22 protein-coding genes are annotated in these 23,445 nt (G+C 51.3%); 21 read left to right on the forward strand and 1 reads right to left on the reverse strand.

Annotation, left to right across the window (positions count from 1 at the left end):
* Positions 1–81: 81 nt before the first annotated feature.
* The 6 genes from HZA73_06060 to HZA73_06085 all read left to right on the forward strand — a co-directional run bounded on the left by HZA73_06060 (position 82) and on the right by HZA73_06085 (position 8,016).
* On the forward strand, positions 82–423 hold the full coding sequence (locus tag HZA73_06060; GenBank protein ID MBI5805593.1) for a hypothetical protein: 342 nt from the start codon (positions 82–84) through the stop codon (positions 421–423).
* Entirely contained in the window at positions 368–1,669 is a 1,302-nt protein-coding gene (locus tag HZA73_06065; protein MBI5805594.1) for a DUF2130 domain-containing protein, read from the forward strand. Before HZA73_06060 ends, HZA73_06065 begins: the two co-directional genes overlap by 56 nt.
* A gap of 40 nt (positions 1,670–1,709) precedes the next feature.
* A complete protein-coding gene (locus HZA73_06070) occupies positions 1,710–3,491 on the forward strand; it encodes an AAA family ATPase (protein ID MBI5805595.1) in 1,782 nt (593 codons plus the stop codon).
* Between the two features lie 148 nt (positions 3,492–3,639).
* Positions 3,640–5,898 carry an N-6 DNA methylase gene (locus tag HZA73_06075; GenBank protein ID MBI5805596.1) on the forward strand — a complete coding sequence of 753 codons (2,259 nt, stop codon included), beginning with the start codon at positions 3,640–3,642 and terminating at the stop codon, positions 5,896–5,898.
* The gene (locus HZA73_06080) at positions 5,895–7,259 is read left to right on the forward strand and encodes a restriction endonuclease subunit S (protein MBI5805597.1); all 1,365 of its coding nucleotides are present in this window, start codon (positions 5,895–5,897) and stop codon (positions 7,257–7,259) included. Before HZA73_06075 ends, HZA73_06080 begins: the two co-directional genes overlap by 4 nt.
* Positions 7,260–7,290: 31 nt before the next feature.
* Positions 7,291–8,016, forward strand: coding sequence for a DUF4357 domain-containing protein (locus HZA73_06085; GenBank protein MBI5805598.1), 726 nt, complete (start codon positions 7,291–7,293; stop codon positions 8,014–8,016).
* Here the strand turns inward: HZA73_06085 and HZA73_06090 are convergent.
* Positions 7,990–8,268, reverse strand: coding sequence for a hypothetical protein (locus tag HZA73_06090; protein MBI5805599.1), 279 nt, complete (start codon positions 8,266–8,268; stop codon positions 7,990–7,992). The genes HZA73_06085 and HZA73_06090 overlap by 27 nt on opposite strands.
* 80 nt (positions 8,269–8,348) lie before the next feature.
* Between HZA73_06090 and HZA73_06095 the strand changes: the two genes are divergently transcribed.
* From HZA73_06095 to HZA73_06165, 15 genes are all read left to right on the forward strand, one after another.
* The gene (locus HZA73_06095) at positions 8,349–8,783 is read left to right on the forward strand and encodes an Hsp20/alpha crystallin family protein (GenBank protein ID MBI5805600.1); all 435 of its coding nucleotides are present in this window, start codon (positions 8,349–8,351) and stop codon (positions 8,781–8,783) included.
* Positions 8,784–8,941: 158 nt separating this feature from the next.
* Positions 8,942–11,374 carry an endopeptidase La gene (lon, locus tag HZA73_06100; GenBank protein MBI5805601.1) on the forward strand — a complete coding sequence of 811 codons (2,433 nt, stop codon included), beginning with the start codon at positions 8,942–8,944 and terminating at the stop codon, positions 11,372–11,374.
* 116 nt (positions 11,375–11,490) lie between these two features.
* Positions 11,491–12,507 (forward strand): hypothetical protein, encoded by a 1,017-nt coding sequence (locus HZA73_06105; GenBank protein ID MBI5805602.1) that lies wholly within the window; start codon positions 11,491–11,493, stop codon positions 12,505–12,507.
* Positions 12,508–12,713: 206 nt separating this feature from the next.
* The gene (locus HZA73_06110) at positions 12,714–12,932 is read left to right on the forward strand and encodes a zinc ribbon domain-containing protein (GenBank protein ID MBI5805603.1); all 219 of its coding nucleotides are present in this window, start codon (positions 12,714–12,716) and stop codon (positions 12,930–12,932) included.
* 52 nt (positions 12,933–12,984) lie between these two features.
* Positions 12,985–13,266 (forward strand): integration host factor subunit beta, encoded by a 282-nt coding sequence (locus tag HZA73_06115; protein ID MBI5805604.1) that lies wholly within the window; start codon positions 12,985–12,987, stop codon positions 13,264–13,266.
* 294 nt (positions 13,267–13,560) lie between these two features.
* Complete coding sequence (locus tag HZA73_06120) at positions 13,561–14,067, forward strand: hypothetical protein (GenBank protein MBI5805605.1); 507 nt, start codon at positions 13,561–13,563, stop codon at positions 14,065–14,067.
* A 99-nt stretch (positions 14,068–14,166) separates the two neighbouring features.
* The gene (locus tag HZA73_06125; protein ID MBI5805606.1) at positions 14,167–14,682 is read left to right on the forward strand and encodes an RNA polymerase sigma factor; all 516 of its coding nucleotides are present in this window, start codon (positions 14,167–14,169) and stop codon (positions 14,680–14,682) included.
* Positions 14,683–14,691: 9 nt separating this feature from the next.
* Entirely contained in the window at positions 14,692–15,195 is a 504-nt protein-coding gene (locus HZA73_06130; protein ID MBI5805607.1) for a hypothetical protein, read from the forward strand.
* A 1-nt stretch (position 15,196) separates the two neighbouring features.
* On the forward strand, positions 15,197–15,751 hold the full coding sequence (locus HZA73_06135) for a hypothetical protein (GenBank protein MBI5805608.1): 555 nt from the start codon (positions 15,197–15,199) through the stop codon (positions 15,749–15,751).
* A gap of 85 nt (positions 15,752–15,836) precedes the next feature.
* Positions 15,837–16,169 carry a hypothetical protein gene (locus tag HZA73_06140; protein MBI5805609.1) on the forward strand — a complete coding sequence of 111 codons (333 nt, stop codon included), beginning with the start codon at positions 15,837–15,839 and terminating at the stop codon, positions 16,167–16,169.
* A gap of 89 nt (positions 16,170–16,258) precedes the next feature.
* Positions 16,259–16,780: a Spy/CpxP family protein refolding chaperone gene (locus tag HZA73_06145; GenBank protein ID MBI5805610.1), complete on the forward strand. Its 522-nt coding sequence runs from the start codon at positions 16,259–16,261 to the stop codon at positions 16,778–16,780.
* A gap of 111 nt (positions 16,781–16,891) precedes the next feature.
* Entirely contained in the window at positions 16,892–19,162 is a 2,271-nt protein-coding gene (locus tag HZA73_06150) for a sigma 54-interacting transcriptional regulator (GenBank protein MBI5805611.1), read from the forward strand.
* A gap of 183 nt (positions 19,163–19,345) precedes the next feature.
* Positions 19,346–19,810: a GspH/FimT family pseudopilin gene (locus HZA73_06155; protein ID MBI5805612.1), complete on the forward strand. Its 465-nt coding sequence runs from the start codon at positions 19,346–19,348 to the stop codon at positions 19,808–19,810.
* Between the two features lie 15 nt (positions 19,811–19,825).
* On the forward strand, positions 19,826–20,239 hold the full coding sequence (locus tag HZA73_06160; GenBank protein MBI5805613.1) for a prepilin-type N-terminal cleavage/methylation domain-containing protein: 414 nt from the start codon (positions 19,826–19,828) through the stop codon (positions 20,237–20,239).
* A gap of 32 nt (positions 20,240–20,271) precedes the next feature.
* Positions 20,272–23,445, forward strand: coding sequence for a prepilin-type N-terminal cleavage/methylation domain-containing protein (locus HZA73_06165; GenBank protein MBI5805614.1), 3,174 nt, complete (start codon positions 20,272–20,274; stop codon positions 23,443–23,445).

The raw sequence follows: 23,445 nt of genomic DNA on the forward strand, positions 1-23,445 counted from the left end.
TGTTGCAAAACAGGCGTTTAGCATCTTGCGTTCACTGAAATGCTGCTCACAGGTAGTGAAATGCCCGCCACAGGTGCCATAATGCTGCTCACAGGTAGTGCGAAGTCCGCCGCAGGCGCGGAAATGCTGCTCACAGGTGCCGAAATGCTCTTCACAGGTGCCGGAAAGCTGCCCACAGCTACTGAAATATCGGCCACAGGTATGGAAATGTCGCTCACAGGTAGCGAAATGTTTCTCACAGGTAGTGCGAAGTCCACCGCAGGCATGGAAATGTCGGCCAACGCTATATCATTTTCCCTTTACAAGGTAGTTAATGAGACTGACCGCTTACCATTCCCGAATAACATATCTTTTTTGAGGAGGCAATATGACAGAACCTACAATTACCTGCCCTCAGTGCGGGACAGTGATAAAGTTGAATGAATCTCTGGCTGGACCGTTGATAGAATCCATCCGCCAGGAATCTAAAAAGCTGCTTGAAAAGAAAGATGCAGATATAGCAAAAAAAGAAGCAGCAATACGTGAACGGGAAACGGAAATGGCTAAGGCCCAGTCGGCTATTGAAGATAACGTTGCTGATAGGATTAGACAGGAACGCGTGAAAATTGTTGCCGAGGAGTCTAAGAAAGCCCGGCATTTGGCGGAATCCGATCTTCAACAAAAAACAAAGGATTTGGCAGATCTTCAGGAAGTTCTTAAACAACGCGATTCAAAATTGGCCGAAGCCCAAAAAGCTCAGGCAGATCTTCTAAAAAAACAACGAGAGCTTGATGACGCAAAACGGGAACTGGAATTGACCGTTGAAAAGCGTGTGCAGAAGGGGCTTACCGAAACACGAGACAAGGCGCGCACCGAGGTTGAAGAACAATTCAAACTGAAAGTTGCGGAGAAAGAACAGACCATCTCTTCCATGCAAAAACAGATTGAGGAACTTAAACGCAAGTCCGAGCAGGGTTCACAACAGTTACAAGGCGAGGTACAGGAGCTAGAACTTGAAAATATCTTGCGTGCTAAGTTCCCGTTTGATGTTATTGAACCTGTACCCAAGGGCGAGCATGGTGGTGATGTTTTGCAACGGGTAGTTAGCAAAACGGGGCAGTGTTGTGGTGTTATCTTATGGGAATCAAAACGCACCAAAGGCTGGAGCGATGGTTGGCTGGCAAAACTGCGAGAGGATCAACGTATGGCTAAAGCGGAAGTTGCGGTTTTAGTAAGTCAGGTCTTGCCGAAAGGTATTGAATCTTTCGATTTTATTGACGGCATTATGGTGGCGCATCCTCGTGTTTCTTTGCCTGTTGCCACAATGCTGCGGCAATCAATAATTGAAATTGCTCTTGCCCGCCAAGCAGGTGAGGGTCAGCAAACCAAAATGGAAATGTTGTATGAATACTTGACAGGCACTAGTTTCCGTCGGCGGGTACAGGCAATCGTAGAAGCGTTTTCAACAATGAAAGAAGATTTAGATAAAGAAAAAAAAGTAATTATTAAGCAATGGGCCAAGCGGGATGAACAGATAGAACGGGTAATGCAGTCAACTGTCGGGATGTATGGTGACTTACAGGGGATTGCTGGGAAAACGATACCTGAAATAGAAGGTCTTGATATTAAAATGTTGGAATCACCTGATCCTAAATTAAAAGACAAGGGGGATGAAAATGGCAAAGGCTAAAAGTAAAGCTGTCGAGCCGGTACCAGTTGCAGTCGCAGCTATACCAGTCCCTAGACCAAGATTGCATAAATTAACTATTAGTAATTTTAGATGTATTGGTCCCGATCCTATAGAAATTGAGTTAGATGATATAGTTGTCCTTGTTGGCCCCAACAATTCTGGTAAAAGTTCAATATTACGAGCATATGAAATCGTCATGTTGCACGGTTCTGATGAAGGTAAACTATCGAAAGATGATTTCCCAGATGGCGTATTTGACCCCCTGAATATACCCACGATTGAATTGGAAACTGTTGTTTTTGATAAGACTGCGCCAGGTGAAAGATGGGTGCGTACAGATGCTGCAACTGGTGAAATGTTTGTACGTGAAAAATGGACTTGGACTCAGCCAGGTGTCCCGAAAAAGGTAGGGTGGGATAATACCATAGGGGCATGGCATGAGAATGAATGTCCTTGGGGTGCACCTAATGTTGCCCAAGCATATCGCCCAGAACCTATTCGTGTTGATGCTTTTCAAAAACCCGAGGAGCAGGCGGAGAAAGTTATTAGTTTATTGACAAAAGCCATTGAAGAGCGAGTTAAAGAATTAAGTAAGAAAAAATCAGAGGAGGCGGGCGGGGGGCTTTCAATATATGAAAAATTGCTGGATACAATAAAGCAGTTACGCATTTCCATTGCCGCTGATGCAACGGCTGCTGTTGGTGATGTCCAAACCTCGTTTGCCTCCATGCTTGGTGAAGTATTTCCTGGTTATTCTGTGATTTTTGATCCCCGCCCAGAGGAAAATGTTGATAAAAGTATTATTCTATACAAACCTAATCCACTGCTAAAAATTGGCCCATCTGGAGGTTTTCAATCAACAATAGATCGACAAGGTAGTGGCACATGTCGGACTTTGATTTGGACTGCATTACGTATTTTGGCTGAGCGACCTGTTGGTAAAACTGCGACACAAGCTGGAAGGGCGCACCTCCTTCTAATGGATGAGCCTGAAATATGCTTGCACCCGGATGCAATTCGTGAAGCATGTCGTGTGTTGTATGATTTACCAAATACAAAGAACTGGCAGGTAATGATTACGACGCATTCGCCCGTATTTATTGATTTATCCCGTGACAACACATCAATAGCACGTGTTGAGTTACTTGCAAACGGCAAAGTAAGAGGAACAACAATATATCGCCCTCAAAAGGCAAGACTGGATGATGATGATCGTACAGAATTAAAGTTGTTGAATCTCTGTGACCCCTATGTCTCTGAATTTTTCTTCGGTGGTAAAACGATACTTGTTGAAGGTGATACGGAATATACGGCCTTTAAACATATCGTTGCCCAAGATCGATCTAAGTATAAAAATATACATATTGTTAGAGCGCGCGGCAAAGCATGCTTAGTTTCTTTATGTAAAGTTCTTAATCAATTCAATAAAGATTACGCCGTTCTTCATGATGCTGATAGAGAGAAGGTGATATCAAAAAAGACAAAGGCAGAACGTTCTAATTCGGCCTGGTCCGAGAACCAAAAAATACTAACCGTTACGGAAACTGGCCGCACAACCGGGCATATACGATTATTAGCCTCAGTGCCTAATTTTGAAGAGGCTTTCTTTGGTGAGGCGGTAACAGGTGATAAGCCGTATTCTGCATTAGCACGTTTAAAAACTGATGATGCAACATTTCTTAAAATCTCTTCATTGTTGGATTGCCTTGTTGATTTTTCGGCGGCTGTGCCTGACGGCGCTAAAGCCTGGGCATCGATTGATGAACTTAAAGTTGCGGTAACAGCTTTTGATGGTGCCAAACCTATGCCAGCATCAAAGTAAGTAATGGATATACAAGGAATAATTGTCTCAAACTCACCTGGACCGGCAAAAATGCCGTAGAAAACTACCATCTATAGGCCCCCTTGCACCTTTTAAAGAAATTGCCGGAATTATCAAGGCCGAACATTTTAACTACGGAAAGATGACCATGAAGCGACCAAAAATAAAAGAACCACGACCAGATTATGTCGCCGAAAGTGGAGCGACTATAAAGCGAGAAGGCGGTAAGATATGGAGTCCCGTTCGCCAAAAGTGGCTGGTTGAAACCCCCGAGGAATATGTCCGGCAGGAATATCTATTGATCCTTCTCCATGAATATGGCTTCAAGGTTGATCAGATAGCCGAGGAAGAGACCGTCACGGGCCGAGGTTCAGGAAAAGCCCGTGCCGATTTTGTTGTCTGGCGAAGTGCCCAGGATAAAACCGACCGTAAACCACCATTGATAATCGTTGAATGTAAATCTGATAACGTAACGATCCGCCACCAGGATTATGCCCAAGGTGATAATTATGCCCGGCTGACCGATGCGCCATTTGTTGTCACGCATAACAACATGGAAACCAAATTCTGGCGCGTTCGTAAAGATAAGATGCCAGGCTATCTGGATGAAATCATAGATATACCCCATGTCGATGCAACCAATAAGCAAATTGAAGAATTATTATCCCGCCTGAAGATTTTTAAGGAAAATGAGTTCGCCGATTTGCTCCACGATTGCCATAATGTCATACGTAACCGAGAACATCTGGACCCGGCGGCAGCTTTTGATGAAATCGCCAAGGTGCTTTTCGTCAAGGTATGGGTAGAACGAGAGATGAAGGCCAAACGTCGTCGCGTTAATCTTTTTACTGCAGATTTTCTAGATGAACAGCTAGGTAAACATCCATTGGACGACTTGTTCCAGCGTACCAAAGAAGCATATGCCGCTGATCGCATCTTTGCTAATGATGATTGCATCAATATGAAACCCACAACGGGCCGTGAAATAGTACGGCTTTTGGAAAAATACAATTTGTCCGATACTAGTGAGGACGTAAAGGGCATTGCTTTTGAGCGTTTTCTGGGAAAGACCTTCAGGGGTGAGATAGGCCAATTCTTTACCCCCAGGACCATAGTTGAATATATGATTAGGATGCTTGCTCCAAGGGAAGGTGACGTGGTTTGCGATCCAGCCAGTGGTTCCGGTGGTTTTCTGATCCGGTTCTTTGAACTGGTGCGGCAACAAATACTGGCCGATGTTGACCGTCAGTACCAATCCTATACGAAAGAGCTGCAAGGAAAGAAATTGACTGAGGCCAAACGGGCTGAACTATTACGTAATAAATATACCGAACTCCAGGCCACCATAGACCAACGCCAACGTGATTCCCGTTTATGGAAACTGGCCAATCGTTGCATCTATGGTACCGACGCTAATGACCGTATGGCGCGTACCAGCAAGATGAATATGATCATGCATGGCGATGGCCACGGCGGAGTCCACCACCACAATGGGTTCATCAATGTCAATGGCATTTTTGAAGGCCGTTTTGATCTGATACTGACTAACCCGCCTTTTGGGGCCAATGTGGAGCCGTCTGACCAAGTAACGGATGCCGATGTGTCGGTCAGTGATGAAGAACTCCGCCGTTATACCGAAACCTATGGTCAGATTTACCGCGAGGCGCAGGCCCGGGTAAATGCAGCCAAGAATAAGCCCATTGCTTCGCTTTTTGAACTACCTTCCAGAAATGGCGGAAAGGTGGGCAAGGTGAAAACTGAAATCCTATTCATAGAACGCTGTCTATCCCTGCTCAAGCCTGGTGGTCGCATGGGTATTGTGCTACCAGAAGGCATTTTTAATAATCCGTCTTTGGCCTACGTCCGCGAGTTCTGTGAAGATCGCGCCCGCATTCTGGCGGTGGTGAGCCTGCCGCAAGAAACATTTTATTCCTCCGGGGCTTCGGTAAAGGCTTCCCTGTTGTTTTTATGGAAATACACTGAGAAAGAAGCCGCTGATTTCGTTGCAAAGCGCGATAAGGCCCAAGCAGAAGTTAAGGCCAAGTATGCTCCAGCTATTCAAGCTGAAACGGCTAGGTTTCAAGCTAAGATTGATGCAACCAAAACTGCTAAGGATGTAAAGCATCGCCAGGTTGCCCAGCGCCAGCTTGCTGAATACCTGTCAGCAATGGAGGAAAAGCAAATTCGTGAAGCCAGGGCACTTCTGAAGGAGAGGTTTGACTATCCTATTTTCCTATATGAAGCTGAAAAGGTTGGTATAACAGCCACTGGTGAATTGGACATCAATGAATTATATCCCAACGCCAATATGCCGATTGGGACAAAACCGGAAAATACTTGTCTTGAGCTTTATTGGCGTTTCTTTAGAAATCCGAAAGTATTTGTCAAAAATAGGGGCAACCAATGACGGAAACACTTGGACGTGCTGTTGTAGTATGGTGGCACGATCTTGACCGTTGGGTAGTTCCCAGTGCTGCGATACTATCGCATCATTTACCAGTTGGTTGGAGGCGTACCCGCTTGGGCGACGTGGTGAAACTTGTATCCAATGCTGTGAAAGTAGAGCCATCTGCCGAATATAAAATGGCTGGTGTGAGATTGTATGGCGAAGGGGTATTCCATAGGGAAACAGTCCGTGGTAATGAAATGAGTGCCCATTGGATTTCCCCACTTATCCCCGGTGCTCTGATCTATAACCGGCTTTTTGCTTGGAGAGCATCTTTTGCCATAGTTCCTCCTAATCTATCTGGTTGTTATGTTTCGACAGAGTTCCCTCAATTCGTGCCAGATCCGACAAGGTTGATGCCGGAATATCTTTATCTTTGGTGTCTTACTGTCCAAACCCTCCGTGCAGTAAATGCAGCGTCTACCGGTTCTGCAGCAGTTAGTCGTAACCGTTTTAGGGAAGGCTTTTTCCTGGACTTTGAGATGCAACTGCCGCCCCTTCCATTGCAACATAAAATTGTTGATACGTGGAAAGAAGCTCGTCAGGCTGCGGCCTCCATACTTGTGAAGACCGAACAGCTTGAACGAGACATCGAGGCTGAGTTCCTGGATGCCATAGGTATAAGAGTCGGGCTTGCTTCGCCCGCACGAGGGGCTCTCGTCATCCCGTGGTCAAAATTAGAGCGTTGGGATCTATTTTACTATCGGTCTGATTTCATTACTCTTGAACAATGTCTTAATTCAATAGCGACCGCAGCTTTGGGTTCTGTACTCCGATTTGAGTCGAGAGGGTGGCAGCGTTCTGATTTTCCACAGGGTATATTCCGATATGTTGAGATTTCTAACGTAAACAAAGCTGATGGCATAGTGAATTCGCGGCTGGTGTCTGTTGAGGAAGTCCCAAGTCGAGCCACTACATTGCTCCACACAGGAGATCTTATCATTAGCACAACACGACCATATTTGGGTGCGATTGCTATTGTCCCCGGTGAATATGACCATTGCGTCTGCTCAAGTGGTTTTGCTTTATGTACAGGGTCCAAAGGGGACAAACTTTTGCTTCAATTCGTCTTGGAGTTCCTAAAGTCGCCCGCCGGGTTGAAACAGATGGAACGTCGCATGACTGGTGGTTTGTATCCTGCCATTACGCAAGATGAACTGGAACAAATACGAATTCCTGTACCCCCACTTTCAACACAGCGTCAGATTTTGGAACGAATAGGCAAGCGGCGTGAGAAAATTAATACTTTAAAGGCAGAGGCCAAGAGACGATCTGAGGCGGCCAAAGAGGACGTAGAAGCAATGATCCTGGGTGTAAAGTAGCGAAAGTTAACTAAAGCAAAGGATTTAAGCAATGGGTCATAAATACAAAGGCCAACTTGTATGCCAACATCTGAAAAACATAGCTCGTGAAGTGTTGGAGAAATACCAAGACATCATTCGCAGTTATGTTATTGGTAGACATGGAATATACGCACTGTACCACAATGATAAACTATATTATGTTGGACTGGCTTCAAATTTACGTAATCGTTTGAAGCACCATTTAAAAGACCGCCATGCACAAAACTGGAATCGGTTTAGCATTTATTTCACGTTAAGTGGCGAGCATTTGAAAGACCTGGAATCACTTCTCATCAGCGTTGCGCATCCGCCAGGCAATAAACAAGGCGGCAACTTCATACGTTCGGAAGATCTGAAAAGACAATTCAGGAAACAAATATCCGTTTGTCAACAGCAAGAACTTAGAGGTCTCTTCAATGAGAAAACGAAAGCAAGCAAGGTTAGGGCCGTTCATAGGGATGGTCGTAAAACAACACTGGCAAAGCACCTAAACAAACGCATCCATATCAGATTCGTATATAAAGGGAAATTGTACATTGCCCACGTGCGAAGGGATGGCACAATAACTTTCGCAGCAGACAGCGCCGAAGCAAAGCGACTGAAAGACAAGGAATACAGTTCGCCCTCAATGGCTGCCGCCGCCATTACGAAGCGCACAATGAATGGTTGGAGCAGTTGGAAATACGAACGGTCGCCGGGTGAATGGGTTTTAATTGACGAACTCAGGAAGAAATAATACAATGATAGAATACACCAACCAACCACCGCACCCATCGGCAAAATTAAAACCATTCTTGTTGCGTTTACCTAAAAAATTGATTATAATAATCCATAGACCGCTATTGCCCGGGGTAATGGCATAGCCATCAGCCAACCGCAAAGCGGTTATTAAGAGCTTATCCTCAAATAACAATTTGGGTCTGAAACGGCTGCAAAGAAGCCATACATCGTCATGCTCATTCATCGTATCACTGCGGATACGCTTCATTCACTTTCCTTGTCTGGCTTCTTTTCGCTCGTTCCAGCCTGCCAAAGCTTATTTAAGGATAAACTCTAAGGAGCAACAAAATGTCCGAAGACGATGTAAAATTTGTCAAGGTCATCCGGCAGGATCTGGGCAGGCTCTTTCAGGACCTGGGACAGCTGGCCCATCCCTCGTACCACCTGAACGACCAGGCGGCCTGGCAGCCCTATGCCGACGTTTACGAGACCGAGCAGGAGTTCGTGATCAAGCTGGAACTGGCCGGGGTGGCCAAAGGCGACATCGCCATCACCCTGATCAACGACAGCCTCTGCATCCGGGGCTTGCGGCGGGAGCTGGCCCACGGGGACGGGAAAAGGTGGTACCACAAGATGGAGATCATCCAGGGCCAGTTCGAGAAAATGGTGTCCCTGCCCCAGGGGATCGCATCCGACCAGATCAAATCCAGTTTCAGCAACGGGGTACTGGACATCAGGCTGCCCAAGGACATCAAGCGGACGGTGGAGGTCCCGGTGGAATAGCACCGGGGCTATTTAACCACAAAAGGCACAGAAGACACAAAATATCTGAATAAATAGGAAATGGGAAATCGGAAGTTATGACTGTGTCTTAGTGTCTTTGTGGCAAATAAATAACATCCCAACTTCAAACAGAAAACTTAAGGAACATATAACATATCATGCCCGAAGAAACCAAAGATACCAAGGAAAACAAGGACATCAAGATCCCGTCCGAGCTGGCCATCTTGCCGGTCAAGGGACAGGTGGTGTACCCCTACCTGATCATCCCCCTGGTGATCACCAACGAGCGGATGATCAAGCTGACCGACGAGGCGCTGACCGGCTCCAAGATCGTGGGCCTGTGCACCCAGGTGCGCCAGGACACCGACGACCCCAAGCCGGACGAGATCTACCAGTTCGGCACCGCCGCCCTGATCATCAAGATGCTGCGCTTTCCCGACGGCAGCATCCGCCTGCTGGTCCAGGGGCTTAACCGGATCCGGCTGGCCAAGTTCACCCAGGTAGAGCCATATTTCAAGGCCAGGGTGGAGGTCATCAAGGAAAAGTCCCGGAAGACCATCGAGTCCGAGGCCCTGATGCGCAATGTCTCCAGCCTATTCCAGAAGATCATCAACCTGGCGCCCTACCTGCCGGACGAACTGCAGACCGTGGCCCTGAATGTGGAGGACCCCTCCAAGCTGGCCGACCTGGTGGCCTCCAACCTCAACCTGAGCGTGGCCGAGCGCCAGACAATCCTGGAGACGGTGGAGCCCAAGGAGCGTTTGGAAAAGCTGATACCGATGCTGACCAAGGAGCTGTCCATCCTGGAGCTGGGCGACAAGATCCGGGGCCAGGTCAAGGCCGAGATGGACAAGGACCAGCGCAACTATTTTCTGAGGGAGCAGATCAAGGCCATCCAGCGGGAGCTGGGCGAGGGGGACGAGTACTCGGTGGAGATCAACACCCTGCGGGATAAGATAGAAAAGGCCAACTTCAGCCCCGAGGCCCTTAAGGCCGCCAAGGAGGAGCTGGACCGCATGGCCCGGATGCCCCCCCACGCCGCGGAATACACGGTCTCCCGCACCTACATCGACTGGATGCTGAACCTGCCCTGGACCAAGTCCACCGTGGACAACATGGATATCATCGAAGCCCGCAAGATTCTGGACCAGGACCACTACGACCTGGTCAAGGTCAAGGACCGGATCGTGGAGTACCTGGCGGTGCGCAAGCTGAAGAACGACGCCAAGGGGCCCATCCTCTGCTTTGTGGGGCCGCCGGGCGTGGGCAAGACCAGCCTGGGCCGTTCCATCGCCCGGGCCCTGGGCCGCAAATTCTACCGGATGTCGCTGGGCGGGGTGCGGGACGAGGCCGAGATCCGGGGCTTCCGCCGTACCTACATCGGCTCCATGCCCGGCCGGGTGATCCAGGGGCTAAAGGCTTGCGGCTCCAACAACCCTGTTTTCATGCTGGACGAGGTGGACAAGATCGGCCAGGACTTTAGGGGCGACCCGGCCGCGGCCCTGCTGGAGGTGCTGGACCCCGAGCAGAATTTTTCCTTTGCCGACCATTATCTGGACGTGCCTTTCGACCTGTCCAAGGTGATGTTCATCACCACCGCCAACATCACCGATCCCATTCCCTCGGCCTTAAAGGACCGGATGGAGGTGCTGGAGCTTTCTGGCTACATCGAGGAAGAAAAACTGCAGATCGCCGTCAATTACCTGGTGCCCCGCCAGGTCAAGGAGAACGGGCTGAAACCGGAGCAGATAGAGATCCCGGAAGCCACCATCAGAAGGATAATCTCCGAATACACCCGCGAGTCCGGGGTCCGCAATCTGGAGCGGGAGATCGCCTCGGTCTGCCGCAAGATAGCCAAGGACGTGGCTTCGGGCAAGGACAAGAAGCGGGTGATAACCCCGGCGGTGCTGCCGGACCTGCTGGGCCCCCAAAAGATTTTTCCCGAGCTGGCCGAGCGGGCCGGCGAGGTGGGGGTGGCCACCGGCCTGGCCTGGACCTCGGTGGGCGGGGAGATCCTGTTCATCGAATCCACCAAGATGCCGGGCAAGAAGGGCATGCAGCTGACCGGCAGCCTGGGCGAGGTGATGAAGGAATCGGCCATGGCCGCCCTGTCCTATGTCCGCTCCAACGCCGCCAAATACCAGGTGGACCCCAAATTCTTCGACCGCTACGACATTCACGTTCACATTCCCTCGGGCGCCATCCCCAAGGACGGGCCCTCGGCCGGGGTGACTCTGGCCGCTTCGCTGGTCTCGCTGTTGTCCAACCGCCCGGTCAAACACTACCTGGCCATGACCGGAGAGATAACCCTGCGGGGCAAGGTGATGCCGGTGGGGGGGATCAAGGAAAAAGTGATAGCCGCCCAGCGGGCCGGGATCAAGGAAGTGATCATCCCCAAGCAGAACCAGAAGGACCTGGAGGAGGTTCCGGATTACGTCAAGAAGAAACTCCAGTTCCATTACGCCGAAACGGTGGACCAGGTGATGAAGCTGGCCTTTGAGGACCGGCGCCGGAAGAAAATGGAGGTTCAACCACAAAGCGATGCGCTGAGTTTATCGAAGCGGCACAAAGGCACCAAATTTACCAAATAGGAAAACCTGTCCTGAGAAAGGCCGCCTTGCCCCACAGACGAATGGATGGGAAATCGGAATTGCATTCGTGTCTTTGTGTCTTAGTGGTTAAAAAATACTAACAGGAAAACAAACAAGTGGGACTTTACACCGACCTGTCCATAGATCTTTCCCGGCGGTTCGGGAAACCTCCCCAGCTGCCGCTGGCCAAGCACATCGGCCGGCCCAAGCGGGTGCTGATCTTTCCGGCCCAGGCCGAAGGCGAGGTGCTGTGGTCCCTGCCGGTCATCAGGGCCTTGCGCAAACACTATGCCGACAGCCTGCTGTCGCTGATGCTGGACGAAGGCCGCCGCAGTCTGTGGCATTTTGACGACGAGGTGGACGAGATCATAGACTACCGGCCCCAGCTGTTAAAGGGCCGGGGCAGCGCCGAGTTCAAGCGGCTCAAGGGGCTGATCAAGTCCCGCCGCTTTGACCTGTTGCTGAACCTTAATTACAGGGACTGCCCGCTGACGGACTATCTTTTTTACCAGACCGTCCCCGGGCTGCGCTGCGGGGCTTTCTTCAAGGACGGCTATCCCTTCAAGAACGTGATGATCCGCCAGGAGAATCTTCCGGCCGACGAGGCCCGGCGCAATTTTGCCATGCTGGGGTTCTTGGGGCTGGAGGCGGCCGGTCACCCCATCGTTTGGCCGAAGCTGGTGGACGCCGAAGGCCGGCGCGAGTTCAAGGAGCGCCTGCGGGTGGAGGGCCTGCAAAAAGGCCAGCAGCTGATAGCCCTGGACGCCGCCGCCTTCAAAAGACAGCCTCTGGAAATATTTCTGCGCCAAGCCCAAAAGCATTACAGTCTTAAACTGATGCTGATAAATCCCGGCCCTGAGCTCCAGTCCGCCAACCCATCCGGGGTTCTGCTGCTGAACTCGCTGGCCACGGTGGAGCTGGCCGACGCCCTGTCCTTTGCCAAGGCCTTCATCGGCGTCAAGAACGACCTGTTCTCGCTGGCCTGTCTGCTGAAAGTTCCCTGCCTGATCTCAGCGCATCAGGGAGAAAGGGGAATGCCAGAGCCCGGAGAAAGCCTGCAGATAGTGGAGTTCAAACACAAACCGGAATTCCCGCAGAGCCATGCCCTAAAAATGCTGGAAGCACTTTGTTAGTTAATTGTTATTCGTAATTTGTGAATCGTAAAAGTGATTTGTAAAGTATTTTCGCATTGTTCTGCGTATTTCGTGCTTCCTCCGGCTTCGCTCAGGACAAGTTTTAGTGGGCAAAGGTGTTTCCCCCCGGCAGGGGCTTTGCTAAATATTGCAAATTTGTAAAAAAAGATATTGACAAATTCCCTAATTCGTTGTATTATAATAATATGCCGATATACGAATTCGAGTGCCGGCAGTGTCAGCACAAATTTGACCAGTTAATGCGGGCTTCCGATCCCGATCCCAAGTGTCCGGAATGCCAAAGCGCCGCGGTGGAAAAACTTTTTTCAGCCTTCGGCTGCAAGAGCCAAAACGGTTTTGTTTCCTCGTCTTCGAAGTCCGGATGCCACAGCTGCTCCTCGCATAACTGCGGGAGCTGCCACTGATAGATCATTCCGCACCTAATATCCATACAGCGTACCAAAAGGAGGTAATTCCATGACAAAGGCTGACCTGGTGAAGATAGTCTGCGACAAAACAGGTTTTACCCAGCGCGATGCCAAGATCATCGTTGATTCGTTCCTGGATTCCATCATGCAGACGCTGTCCGAGGGGAAGAACATCGAGATCAGGGGCTTTGGACGATTCAAGATAAAGGAACGCAAACCCCGGCTGGCCCGCAACCCCCGCCGGCCGACGGAGACGGTGCAGATACCGGCCCGGCTGACCCCGGTCTTCCAGGCTTCCAACGAACTCAAAGCCATGGTAATGCAAAAATAAATTCATTTTAGAATACAGAGGAAGAAAGGTTTTTTATGCCCTGCGGTAAAAAGAAAAAAGGACACAAGATGGCCACCCACAAGCGCAAGAAGAGGCTCCGCGCCAACCGGCACAAGAAGAAGATCCGTTAGCACTTTGTCCTGGGCAGTTTCCTGTTATGGGGAACTGCCCATTTTTTTTTGCAAATTATTTGCATTCCAAAGTCTTGACTTTTGCGGCCAGTTGGTTTAAACTATGAGTGTTTGAGAGAATAATAAACCCACAAACCATAATCAACTAAAAGGAGAAACAGACATGAAGAAACTGGCAGTGGTATTATTGCTGGTGGCGGTGATGGCCGGAATGGCTTCGGCCGCCGGGTACAAGATGGGCCAAACCTACGTCGGCCCGCTGGTTGGCTTGGGCTGGCATGACCTGATGCTGGGCGGCCAGTTCGAGTACGGGTTCCACGAGAAGATCAGCGGCGGCGCCATCCTTGGCTGGTCGTCAGAGTCTGAGGATTATTATTGGGCGGAATATACCTACACTTACATCGCGATCGGCGCCCAGGGCAACTACCACTTCAAGCCCGGTGAAAAATTTGATCCTTTCGTCGGCGCTGTGCTTGGTTACGATATCGTTTCCTGGGATGCCGAGTATGCTGCCGGTTACGGCGATTGGTATGATTACGATGCGTCCGCCAGCGCAATGTTCTTTGGTGGAACGTTGGGATGTAACTATGACTTCAGCCCGACCATGGTAGGTACTGCCCGGCTTGGGTATCCATACTATCTGTCGGCTGGCGTTTCCTTCAAGTTCTAATCCGTCATTCTTTAAAACGCCCCGTTTTATGCGGGGCGTTTTTTGTTTATCAACAATAAACCTTTTCACAGGTAAAGCAGTCTAATACTTTGTAAGCAGATGATCGATCAGACGGACAAGCACATACAACCAGAGCCTCAAACGTATGATCTAAAAGAGGTTATAACATCCAACAGCCAGGCTATCTATCGCCTGTGTTATCGGCTGACCGGCAACGTGGAGGATGCCAAGGACCTTACCCAGGAGGTGTTCATCAGGGCTTACAAGGGGCTGGACGGATTTAGGGGACAATCCGAGATCAAGACCTGGCTGTACCGGATAGCCATTAATTTGGGATCCAGCTGGCGCAAGAAAGAGGCCTTCAGCTCAATATCTATGGACGAGATCCCGGAACCGTCGGCCCCGGACGGGCAGGACAGCGAAAAGGTCAGGGCGGTCAAAAAAGCGGTCAGCGAACTGCCCTACAAACAGAGGATGGTCTTCGTGATGCACCAGTACGAGGGGTTCAAGCACGAGGAAATTGCCAAGATGACCGGAAGGACCGAGGGCAGTGTCAAGGCCAACTACCACCAGGCGGTGGAAAAACTGAAAATAAGCTTAAAAGACCTGATCTGAAAACAAAAAATGAAAAACGATAACGACATAAAAAACCAAGACCTCGCAGCCCAAAAGCTACTTCAGCTGGCCGGGAACTGGGAAGTGGAGATGCCGGAAGACAGGTTCTTCACCAACCTTCCGGTGGTGGTGGCGGAAAGTTTAAGAGCCAAGCCGGTCTCCTGGTGGCAGAAGGGCTGGATCTGCTGGGGTACCCTTTCCGGGGCCATGACTGCGGTGATGCTGTTGTTTGTCTGGCAATTGGGAACCGGGATCAACGCCAACAACAATCTGGACAAAGCCGCCTCGGAATGGGGCATAGACAATTACGGCTGGGAAAGGGTGGACGAGGTGCTGAGCCAGGCCGGCCAAAGCGCTGAGCTTTCTTCCAGCCTTAAGGACTACAACAGCGCCATTTTGCTGGACTACAGCATCAGCGACCAGGACGATTACCAAAGCGCCACCCAGGATCTTTCCGATGAAGAGTGGAAAGATGTGTTGGAGCAAATATCAGCCAAAGAAAGGACCATATAAAATGAAGAAAACAAGTATGCTGGCGGCAGTTTTGATCCTGTGGGTTTCCGTCTCAGCCTGGGCCCAGCCCGGGCCTCAGGACGGAATGATGCCCCCGCCTCCCGGGATCATGAACGGCGGCGGCCCGGGATCCTGCGAAGAACCCTGCCCGCCCTGGGATAAAGAGCGCAAAATGCTGGAGGCGGTCCGTATCAGCCGGATGACAGAAGCACTGGAACTTACCGACCTGCAGATAGCTCAATTTTTCCCCAAGCTTAAGGAGATGGAGACTGTTCAGAGGGAAGCGGGCAGGCAGCAACAGAAATATATTGGCCAGTTGGACAGCTTATTGATTGCAGGTGCGAAGGATCAGGAATTGAAGACCAAAATGGCCCAGATAGAAAATGCCGAAGCCGAGAGATGGCAGAGGATGAGGGCATTTAAAACGAAATTAGACGGGATACTGACGGTAAAACAGCAGGCAAAGATGCTGGTTTTCAATCAAAAATTCGATGAAGAGATCAGGGATATGGTAAGGGACATCCGGCAGAAAAAGATGAGGCGATACGGGCAATGAATCCGACTACGCTCTATCTGCGTCACAGCTTTGTCGGACAAGCAACGAATATTTAGTAATTAACAACAGAATAAAAAGGAGAAACATGAGAACCCTTCACAAGCTTATCCTGGCGCTGGCAATGGCGGCCCTGATGGCCCCGGCGGCCTGGGCTCAAAACGGAACTCCGGCGGATTCCAGCCAGGGCCAGAAGATCCGGAACCAGGAGCAGACCCAGACCAAGGCCCAGTACAAGGACGAGGACGGCAACGGCGTCTGTGACCAGTGTAAGGTTCAGAAAAAGGAGCAGGCCAAGAAACAGGCCCGCACCCGGGCCAAAAAGCAGACCGGTGATTGCAGCGGGAACATGGCCCCCCAGGGAGGCGGATCGGGCTGCCGGCAGGGTAAGGGCAATGGTTCGGGCAGCGGCAAAAATTAAAACTATCACAGATCAGCTAAATAATATTTACCGCGCGGGTTGATATTAAAGGTCCAAAAAACAAAAACAAAATTATAAGGAGCAAAAGAATGAAAAAGACACTTACCCTGGCAGCCGTCCTGCTGATAACCGCCGGCGTGGCCCTGGCCCAGTGTCCCATGGGACAAGGAGAACCGGGCGGACAAAGGATCGAGCGCCGCGAGATCAAGATCATGGACGGAGACGGACCCAGGGGGATGGGAATGGGCCGGGGCCAATGGTGGGAAAACCCTGAGATCGCCAAGAATCTTGGTTTAACAGCCGAGCAAACGGAAAAGATAGATCAGTTGGCTCTTAAACACCGCAAGGACATGGTGAAACTGGAAGCTGATATGAAGATCGCCCGGATGGAATACCAGGACATCCTGGAAGGCAACGCCACCGACAGCGAGATCCGCAAGAAATCCGGAGAGATGAAAGCACTAATGAACAAACTGCATGACGCCAAGACCGAACATTTGCTGGAATTGCGAAAGGTTTTGACCGCCGAGCAGCAGAAGAAGCTGAAGGCTGAGCACCGCGGAATGCGCCGCCAGATGAAGAACGACCCCGGCTGCTGTGATAAAGAATAAAATATTGGATTAATAATCAGCAAACGGGCCGTCCCGCAATCTGCGGGACGGCCCGTTACTATTTTAAAAATCCAGTTGACACTATATAATTGTTATGGTAGACTATTACCCATGAGTAACAGATGGCAAAGATACGAGTTAGAGACCAAACTGGCCGGTTTATTGATCGTGCTGGTGCTTTTGGTCATCAACTTATCAGGGATCTGGTTGGTGTATAAAACAAAATCCCGGATGGATTCGATCCAGCTAAGACAGATGGAGTTGTTAGGGGTCTTGGCTCAAGGAGAACTGGTAAAAACCAAAGATCTGCCCAATGATTCGCTTTGGTCATCCTGGCAGCGCCTGGCCCAAAAAACAGGATTGGTCAGCATTGGATTGTTGGACGCCGCCGGCAGGGCAGTCTTTAAATACGACAAATACCAACCCTGGAATTTGGAACCTAAAACATATGAAAGATCTTCAGCCGTCATACCATCTTCCGTCTCGTTTAGTGAGAACGGGGTCGCCCTTTCCCCCGCCTACCAACGGTTGGGGCTTTTGTATTTTACCGCCTATTATAAGACCGGTCAGGGCCAGAGCATCCTGGCCCTGGAATACCCGGCCGGCGAAGAGGCCTCCATCGCCAGGGCAGCTAAAGTCCAGGTGATGGCCGGAGTCATAGGATTCGGGTTGATACTGATCATAGGACTATTCTATCTGAGGAGCATCTTTTCGCCTTTTAGGCAGATGGCTCAAAGCGCCCGCAGCAGTCTGGGCCAGGTGCCTTCCGGCCAATCCAGCTCCGATGTGGATCTGGTGGTGAAAACCTATGATCAAATGATAGAACAGTTAAAGGCCAAGGGTCAGACCTTGCAGAAGCTTTACGACAATGCCCGTGACCGGGCCGAGCAGAGTGAACTGATAAAAAAACAGATCGTGGACAGCATTGACAAGCCCCTGATCACACTGGACAGGAACGGAGAAGTAACCTCGTTCAACCGGGCGGCGGCCCAATTGGCAGGAGGGAGTGAGGCTGCAAATATCGCCCGATGGCTAAAAGAGAACAATCTTCCGGCCCGGATCGAGAACAAAAAGCCGCAGGTGTGGGAATCAAATAATTTAAAATACGGACCCCGGTGTCTGCAGGCCGAACAGTATGATCTTACCGATCCCGGGGGACAAAGCTCCGGCAGCGTCATAGCGGTGGCCGATATCACCGAGATCAGAAACATGGAGGAACAGGCCCGGCTTTACGACAGCGTACTGCTGATGGCCCAGGCTTCCCAAAAACTGCTGGAGAAGATCACGCCCGAGATAGCGGCCTTAAAGGATCCGGCCTGCGCTGCCTTGGCCCAGCCAGGCCTGTGGCAAAAACATGTGGCCGAGATCGAGCGGGCGGTGGAGGACATGGGACAGTATCTGACCTACCAGCCGGCCGGGGTGCCGGAAGCAGGATATTCTGAGATCATTTATGCTTCCCAGGCCATGGCCGATGTGCTGGAGATGGCCAGAAAGGTGGCCAAGACAGAGAGCACGGCGCTGATCACCGGGGAATCCGGCACCGGCAAGGAACTGGTGGCCAGGGCCATCCACCGCCAGAGCCCCAGGAACTCCGGACCTTTCGTTTCCATCAACTGCGGGGCGCTGCCCGAGACGCTTTTGGAATCGGAGCTTTTCGGATATTTGCGGGGCGCATTCACCGGGGCAGCCAAGGATAAACCTGGGCTGTTAAAGGCGGCCGAGGGCGGCACTTTCTTCCTGGACGAGATAGGAGAACTGCCGCTTTCTCTTCAGGTAAAGCTTTTACGGGTCCTTCAGGAGCGCGAGGCCACCCCGGTGGGCGGCACCAAGCCGTTCAAGGTTGATATCCGGCTGATAGCGGCCACCAACCAAAACCCGGAACAATTGGTAAAGGCGGGGAAATTCAGGCAGGATTTGTATTTCAGGCTTAATGTATTTCCCATTGAAATGCCCCCGCTGCGCCGGAGGCCCGAGGATATCATTTTATTGGCCAATCATTTTGCCGAAAAACACTGCCAAAAGACCAAAACCGCGGTCAAACACTTCAGCAAGGCCAGCCTGGAGATATTGACCGGTTATCAGTGGCCGGGCAACGTGAGGGAACTGGAGAACGCAGTGGAACGGGCGGTGGTGATGGCCATGGGGAATCTGATCAAGCCGGAGCACCTGAAAATTACGGAAGAAGAAGGGCAAAGTGTCTCCAAAAATGAAAAAGGGCTGGGTTTGCTGGAAGTATCGGCCAGGGCGGCGGCCGCCTCCGAGTCCCAGATGATCAAAGAAATGCTGAAGGAAACCGGAGGCAATAAAAGCGAAGCTTCCCGCAAGTTAAAGATCAGCTACCGGGTGATGCTGAAAAAGATCAAGGATTACCAGTTGGGGTAACCAGTTTATCGCGAATGACCAGTAGAGACAAATTATTACTTTTGGGTAATAGTAAAAGATGGTTTATTAGGGAATCAAATTTTGCACAAATCTTCATAACCTACTGCCCAGTAGTATGATAATCAGTTAATTTTAACCTGGCATGAACATTGCATATTTAATTATAGCGGGAGGTAAAAAACCATGAAAGAAAAAGGGTTCACATTAATCGAGTTAATGGTGGTGGTGGTGATTATTGGCATTGTGGCGGGATTTTCAATCCCTTCGTTTATTCGCACAATACCCACCGCCAGATTAAAAGACTCGGCTGATGACCTCAGGGGCAAATTGATGATAGCCCGGATAAAGGCAATAGGAGAAGGAGTTCCCTATATAGCGGTTTTTACGGAGAATGGCACCAGTTTTAACATAGTTAAAGATATCAACAGCAGCGAAACTGTAGATGGAGGTGATATAACCACCACCATTTCATTTGCCACCGGCATAACCAGCGATGAAGTTCCGGACGCTAATGTTGACGGGGATGCGGTGATAATATTTTCACCCAGGGGTGAGGCGACGGTGCCGGGCGGGGTAAGGCTTACCAACACCCGCAATGAAAAGGTTACCGTTGACGTCGTCACTTCCGGATCCGTTTTGAAGCATTAACATTAAGGAGCAATAATGAAATCAAACATTTTTAATAAAATCCGCCCGGTTAAGGGCATGACCATGGTGGAGCTTTTAATGGCAATGGTAGTCCTTACCGTTGGTTTGCTTTCAATCGCCGGGGTGGTACCGATGGCCATGAGGCAGATAACCAAGAACCGGGTGGTGACCAAGGCATTGGAATACAGCCAACAGGAGATGGAGACCTTAAAAAGGCTGGGTTTTGACAACTTGGCTTTGGTTAGCACCGACCATTTCAATCCCGGCGGGGACACCAGATACGAGACCTGGATCACGGTTACCAACACCATAGGCGGCATGGCAACCATCAGAATGGTAACGGTGAGCACTTCCATGAGGCCGGGAGTGGCTGAAGCCGATCTGCAACCAGACGATGTGATCACCATTACAAGTTATTTTACCCGGTAGCAATAAAACCAATAAACTAGGAGGCAACAATCATGAGCGCCAAACGTATTTTAAAGGGGAAGGGATTTACCCTGATAGAACTGATGATAGTTCTGGTAATGCTCTCCCTGATCGTGGCAGCGGCTATGTCGGTGTTCATCCAAAGCCAAAAAGCCAAACGCAACACCGAATTGGTGGCCGAGGCCCAGCAGACCGCCCGGGTTATGGTGGACATGCTGGCCGATGACATCCGGTCGGCCGGGTTTGGCGCCAATGCCCTGGCCGGGCATTATCCCATTGTTTATGCCGCGCCCTTTGATCTGATGATCTCGGCTAATATGGCGCCATACCCTGATTCAGTAACCAATCACATGCCTCCCAGGGCCATAGATCCAGGCGCCTCCCCGCTGCCCGGCGGAGATCTCTATACCGGAGGCACCGGATACAACGACGGAGCCGAGACCATTCGTTACAGCTTTGATTCCGACAATGACGGTGAAATTACCGCCGCCGACCGGGGGGACGATCTGGAGGAAACCCTGACCCGCAATGACAGCCTGTACTCCCTGACCCGTCAAGTATACGGTGATAACGGCACCGATAACGGCGGAACAGTTCTACCGGTGGGCGTGGCCCGTTCCAATTTCCCGGTCCGGTCAAGCGGCACCCCAGTCTATCCCTTGTTCAGCTACTGGATATACAACGCCACCACCGGCAAAGATGAACTTTACGGAGCCGCCAACGACAGCGTATTCACCGATGCCGAAATTGAAGCCTTGACACCGGTGCCCACGGCCCAGCTTAAGGACATTTCCAAGATAGGGGTGACCGTTACCACCGCTACCAGGACCCCTAATTCCAAAGGTCTTTACGAAATCGTGACGGTCACCACCATCACCAGCATAACCCGCAACCGGCCGCTAAAAGAAGCCAAGACCATATCCGGCCGGGTGGGTCTGGATGAAAACGGCAATCACATCCTGGATGCCAGCGAGCCGGGCATCGCCGACATAGAAGTGCAGGACCTTACCGACGGTCAGATCCAAATGACAGCCAATGATGGAACCTACAGTTTTAGTGTGGAACCCAAGACCCACAACATAAAATGCGTGGTTCCCACACCAGACTGCGGGGTCAGCAGCGCCTATAAAGCCTCCGGGACCACCGATACCTTGGTCAATGTCACATCAGTCAGCGCTTCAAATGTAAATTTCCCGTTGCTGAGCTACACTGCGGGCTGGGCCAACGGGATCACCTACCTGGATGTCAACAACAATGGTGCATACGACTCGGGCACCGATAGCCCACTGCCGGGCTGTTCGGTCTTTCTTAAAAATGCCTCCAAGCTCGTTTATTCCGGCAGCGACGGTTCATATTGCCTGGTGGCCGAGCCCGGCAACGACAGCCTGATCTGCCGCCCGCCTTCGATAGACTACGTGCCTTCCTCTATCAGCAAACTGATTACAATCACCGGGAACGCCTACACCACCAACAATTTCGGTTTTAAGCTGGGCGGCAAGGGGATAATAAGGGGCAAGGTCTACCGGGACGCCGCCCCCATCGGCAGTTACAACAATGAAGCCGGCATCGGCAATGTCCGGATAGTGGTTTACCAAGGCCCGGCTCCCGCCACGGAAAGATACATTACAGACGGCTATACAGAATCCGACGGGACCTTTAGAATTGAAGCGCCGGAAGCGTTGGTGTCCGATCCCTACAACATCGTGGAAACCGATTCGGCCGGGTGGGTTTCCACCACTCCCAACCGGGTTTACATCGGAGCCCTGGCGGCCGGCGATTCCACCTCCATGAAGTACTTTGGCGATGTGAAGATAGACACTGTCCGGATACCGGCTGCCAAGGTGCTGTGTATGACCGTCAAGAATTTCTTTGAATGGCAGACCACCACGGCCACCAACGATACCGCCACCGCCAAGCGGGACCCCGACATCGTGCTGGGTACCAAGTACGTCAGCACCTCCACCGGCAACATCCGGGGCTGGTTCAGCAAACGCTACAAGATAGACAACAGCCAGGAAACAGTGGTCAAGAACCTGTTCGACGCAGCGGCCAGCATCTATATGTACGAAAAAGTGACCGGCACCGCGGCCGACATCAAGTCCATAGCCAGCGATACCCTGGACGACATGGGCAGCAAGGGCTACACCGGGACCAACGGAAACATCAATTTTTACCGGACCCGGCCGGATCTGGTGCTGGGCCTGGACAACACCGCGGTATCCAGTCCCACTTATAACGTGGTGGTCTGGCCTACCATCAACAACGATTCCGCCACCACCTCCTCGCGGGGCCGGGCCCAGTGGACCACCAACATACCCTCCACGCCCAATTTCAAACTGACGGCGGTTGACGCCCGCAACAAGGTGAACGCCGTGGTCACCGGCAACTTTGACAGCAACGGGTTCCCGGACATCGTGGCCGGTTATTCCGGCACCACCGCCAACACCGGCGGGTTCGTGCTGTGGATCAACACTGCTTACACCGGCTATACCGGCAACTGGACCAACAAACAGGTGCGGCAGTTTCCCGATCCACCGGCTGCCCAGCAGTTCACAGGGATGGGAGAGGTCAAGGGCTTGGCGGCAGGGAACTTATTGGGCGATTCCAAAACCGACTTAGTGGCAGGCCTGAGGACCGGCGATTATCAGGGCGAGATAAGGATCTACACCGGCGCGGGGGCCAGCCCCTGGTTCAACCTGACCACCACCCTGACCTATGCCGGGGTGCAGGGCGAGGTCACCGGGATCAAGATACTGGACTGCAATAACGACAGCCGCAGCGACATCATTGCCATAGTCAAGACCGAGAATTACAAGGGCGAGGTCCAATTATGGCTCAACAACGGGGACAACACCTTTGGCCGGCTGGACGCGGGCAATTGGATACCGACCTACGTGGCCGAGCTGTCGGACGGCGAGCCGATATCGCTGGATGCGGCCAAGATGAACTGGGCCACCGCCATTTATCCGCACGTGGTGGTGGGTCTCAAGACCGGCACCTTCAGCGGCAAGACCCTGATGTTCGACTGCGACGGGGGCGTCCTTCCCGAGACCGGCACCGATCCTTCCTATGGCATGTTCACCGGCGAAGTGGCCACGGTGGGCATCGGCGACTTTAATCTGGACGGACATATGGACATCGCAGTGGCTGAGCGTAAGTCCGACACCGAGGGCAACCTGATAATCTACTTCCCGGTATTCCAATAA

The sequence above is a fragment of the candidate division TA06 bacterium genome (assembly GCA_016235665.1).
Lineage (GTDB): Bacteria > Edwardsbacteria > AC1 > AC1 > EtOH8 > UBA5202.

Coding starts and splice junctions, on each gene's coding strand:
- HZA73_06060 (MBI5805593.1), top strand. CDS start 82: ATGCTGCTCACAGGTAGTGCGAAGTCCGCCGCAGGCGCGGAAATGCTG.
- HZA73_06065 (MBI5805594.1), top strand. CDS start 368: ATGACAGAACCTACAATTACCTGCCCTCAGTGCGGGACAGTGATAAAG.
- HZA73_06075 (MBI5805596.1), top strand. CDS start 3,640: ATGAAGCGACCAAAAATAAAAGAACCACGACCAGATTATGTCGCCGAA.
- HZA73_06080 (MBI5805597.1), top strand. CDS start 5,895: ATGACGGAAACACTTGGACGTGCTGTTGTAGTATGGTGGCACGATCTT.
- HZA73_06085 (MBI5805598.1), top strand. CDS start 7,291: ATGGGTCATAAATACAAAGGCCAACTTGTATGCCAACATCTGAAAAAC.
- HZA73_06090 (MBI5805599.1), bottom strand. CDS start 8,268: ATGAAGCGTATCCGCAGTGATACGATGAATGAGCATGACGATGTATGG.
- HZA73_06095 (MBI5805600.1), top strand. CDS start 8,349: ATGTCCGAAGACGATGTAAAATTTGTCAAGGTCATCCGGCAGGATCTG.
- lon (MBI5805601.1), top strand. CDS start 8,942: ATGCCCGAAGAAACCAAAGATACCAAGGAAAACAAGGACATCAAGATC.
- HZA73_06110 (MBI5805603.1), top strand. CDS start 12,714: ATGCCGATATACGAATTCGAGTGCCGGCAGTGTCAGCACAAATTTGAC.
- HZA73_06115 (MBI5805604.1), top strand. CDS start 12,985: ATGACAAAGGCTGACCTGGTGAAGATAGTCTGCGACAAAACAGGTTTT.
- HZA73_06120 (MBI5805605.1), top strand. CDS start 13,561: ATGAAGAAACTGGCAGTGGTATTATTGCTGGTGGCGGTGATGGCCGGA.
- HZA73_06125 (MBI5805606.1), top strand. CDS start 14,167: ATGATCGATCAGACGGACAAGCACATACAACCAGAGCCTCAAACGTAT.
- HZA73_06130 (MBI5805607.1), top strand. CDS start 14,692: ATGAAAAACGATAACGACATAAAAAACCAAGACCTCGCAGCCCAAAAG.
- HZA73_06135 (MBI5805608.1), top strand. CDS start 15,197: ATGAAGAAAACAAGTATGCTGGCGGCAGTTTTGATCCTGTGGGTTTCC.
- HZA73_06140 (MBI5805609.1), top strand. CDS start 15,837: ATGAGAACCCTTCACAAGCTTATCCTGGCGCTGGCAATGGCGGCCCTG.
- HZA73_06145 (MBI5805610.1), top strand. CDS start 16,259: ATGAAAAAGACACTTACCCTGGCAGCCGTCCTGCTGATAACCGCCGGC.
- HZA73_06150 (MBI5805611.1), top strand. CDS start 16,892: ATGAGTAACAGATGGCAAAGATACGAGTTAGAGACCAAACTGGCCGGT.
- HZA73_06155 (MBI5805612.1), top strand. CDS start 19,346: ATGAAAGAAAAAGGGTTCACATTAATCGAGTTAATGGTGGTGGTGGTG.
- HZA73_06160 (MBI5805613.1), top strand. CDS start 19,826: ATGAAATCAAACATTTTTAATAAAATCCGCCCGGTTAAGGGCATGACC.
- HZA73_06165 (MBI5805614.1), top strand. CDS start 20,272: ATGAGCGCCAAACGTATTTTAAAGGGGAAGGGATTTACCCTGATAGAA.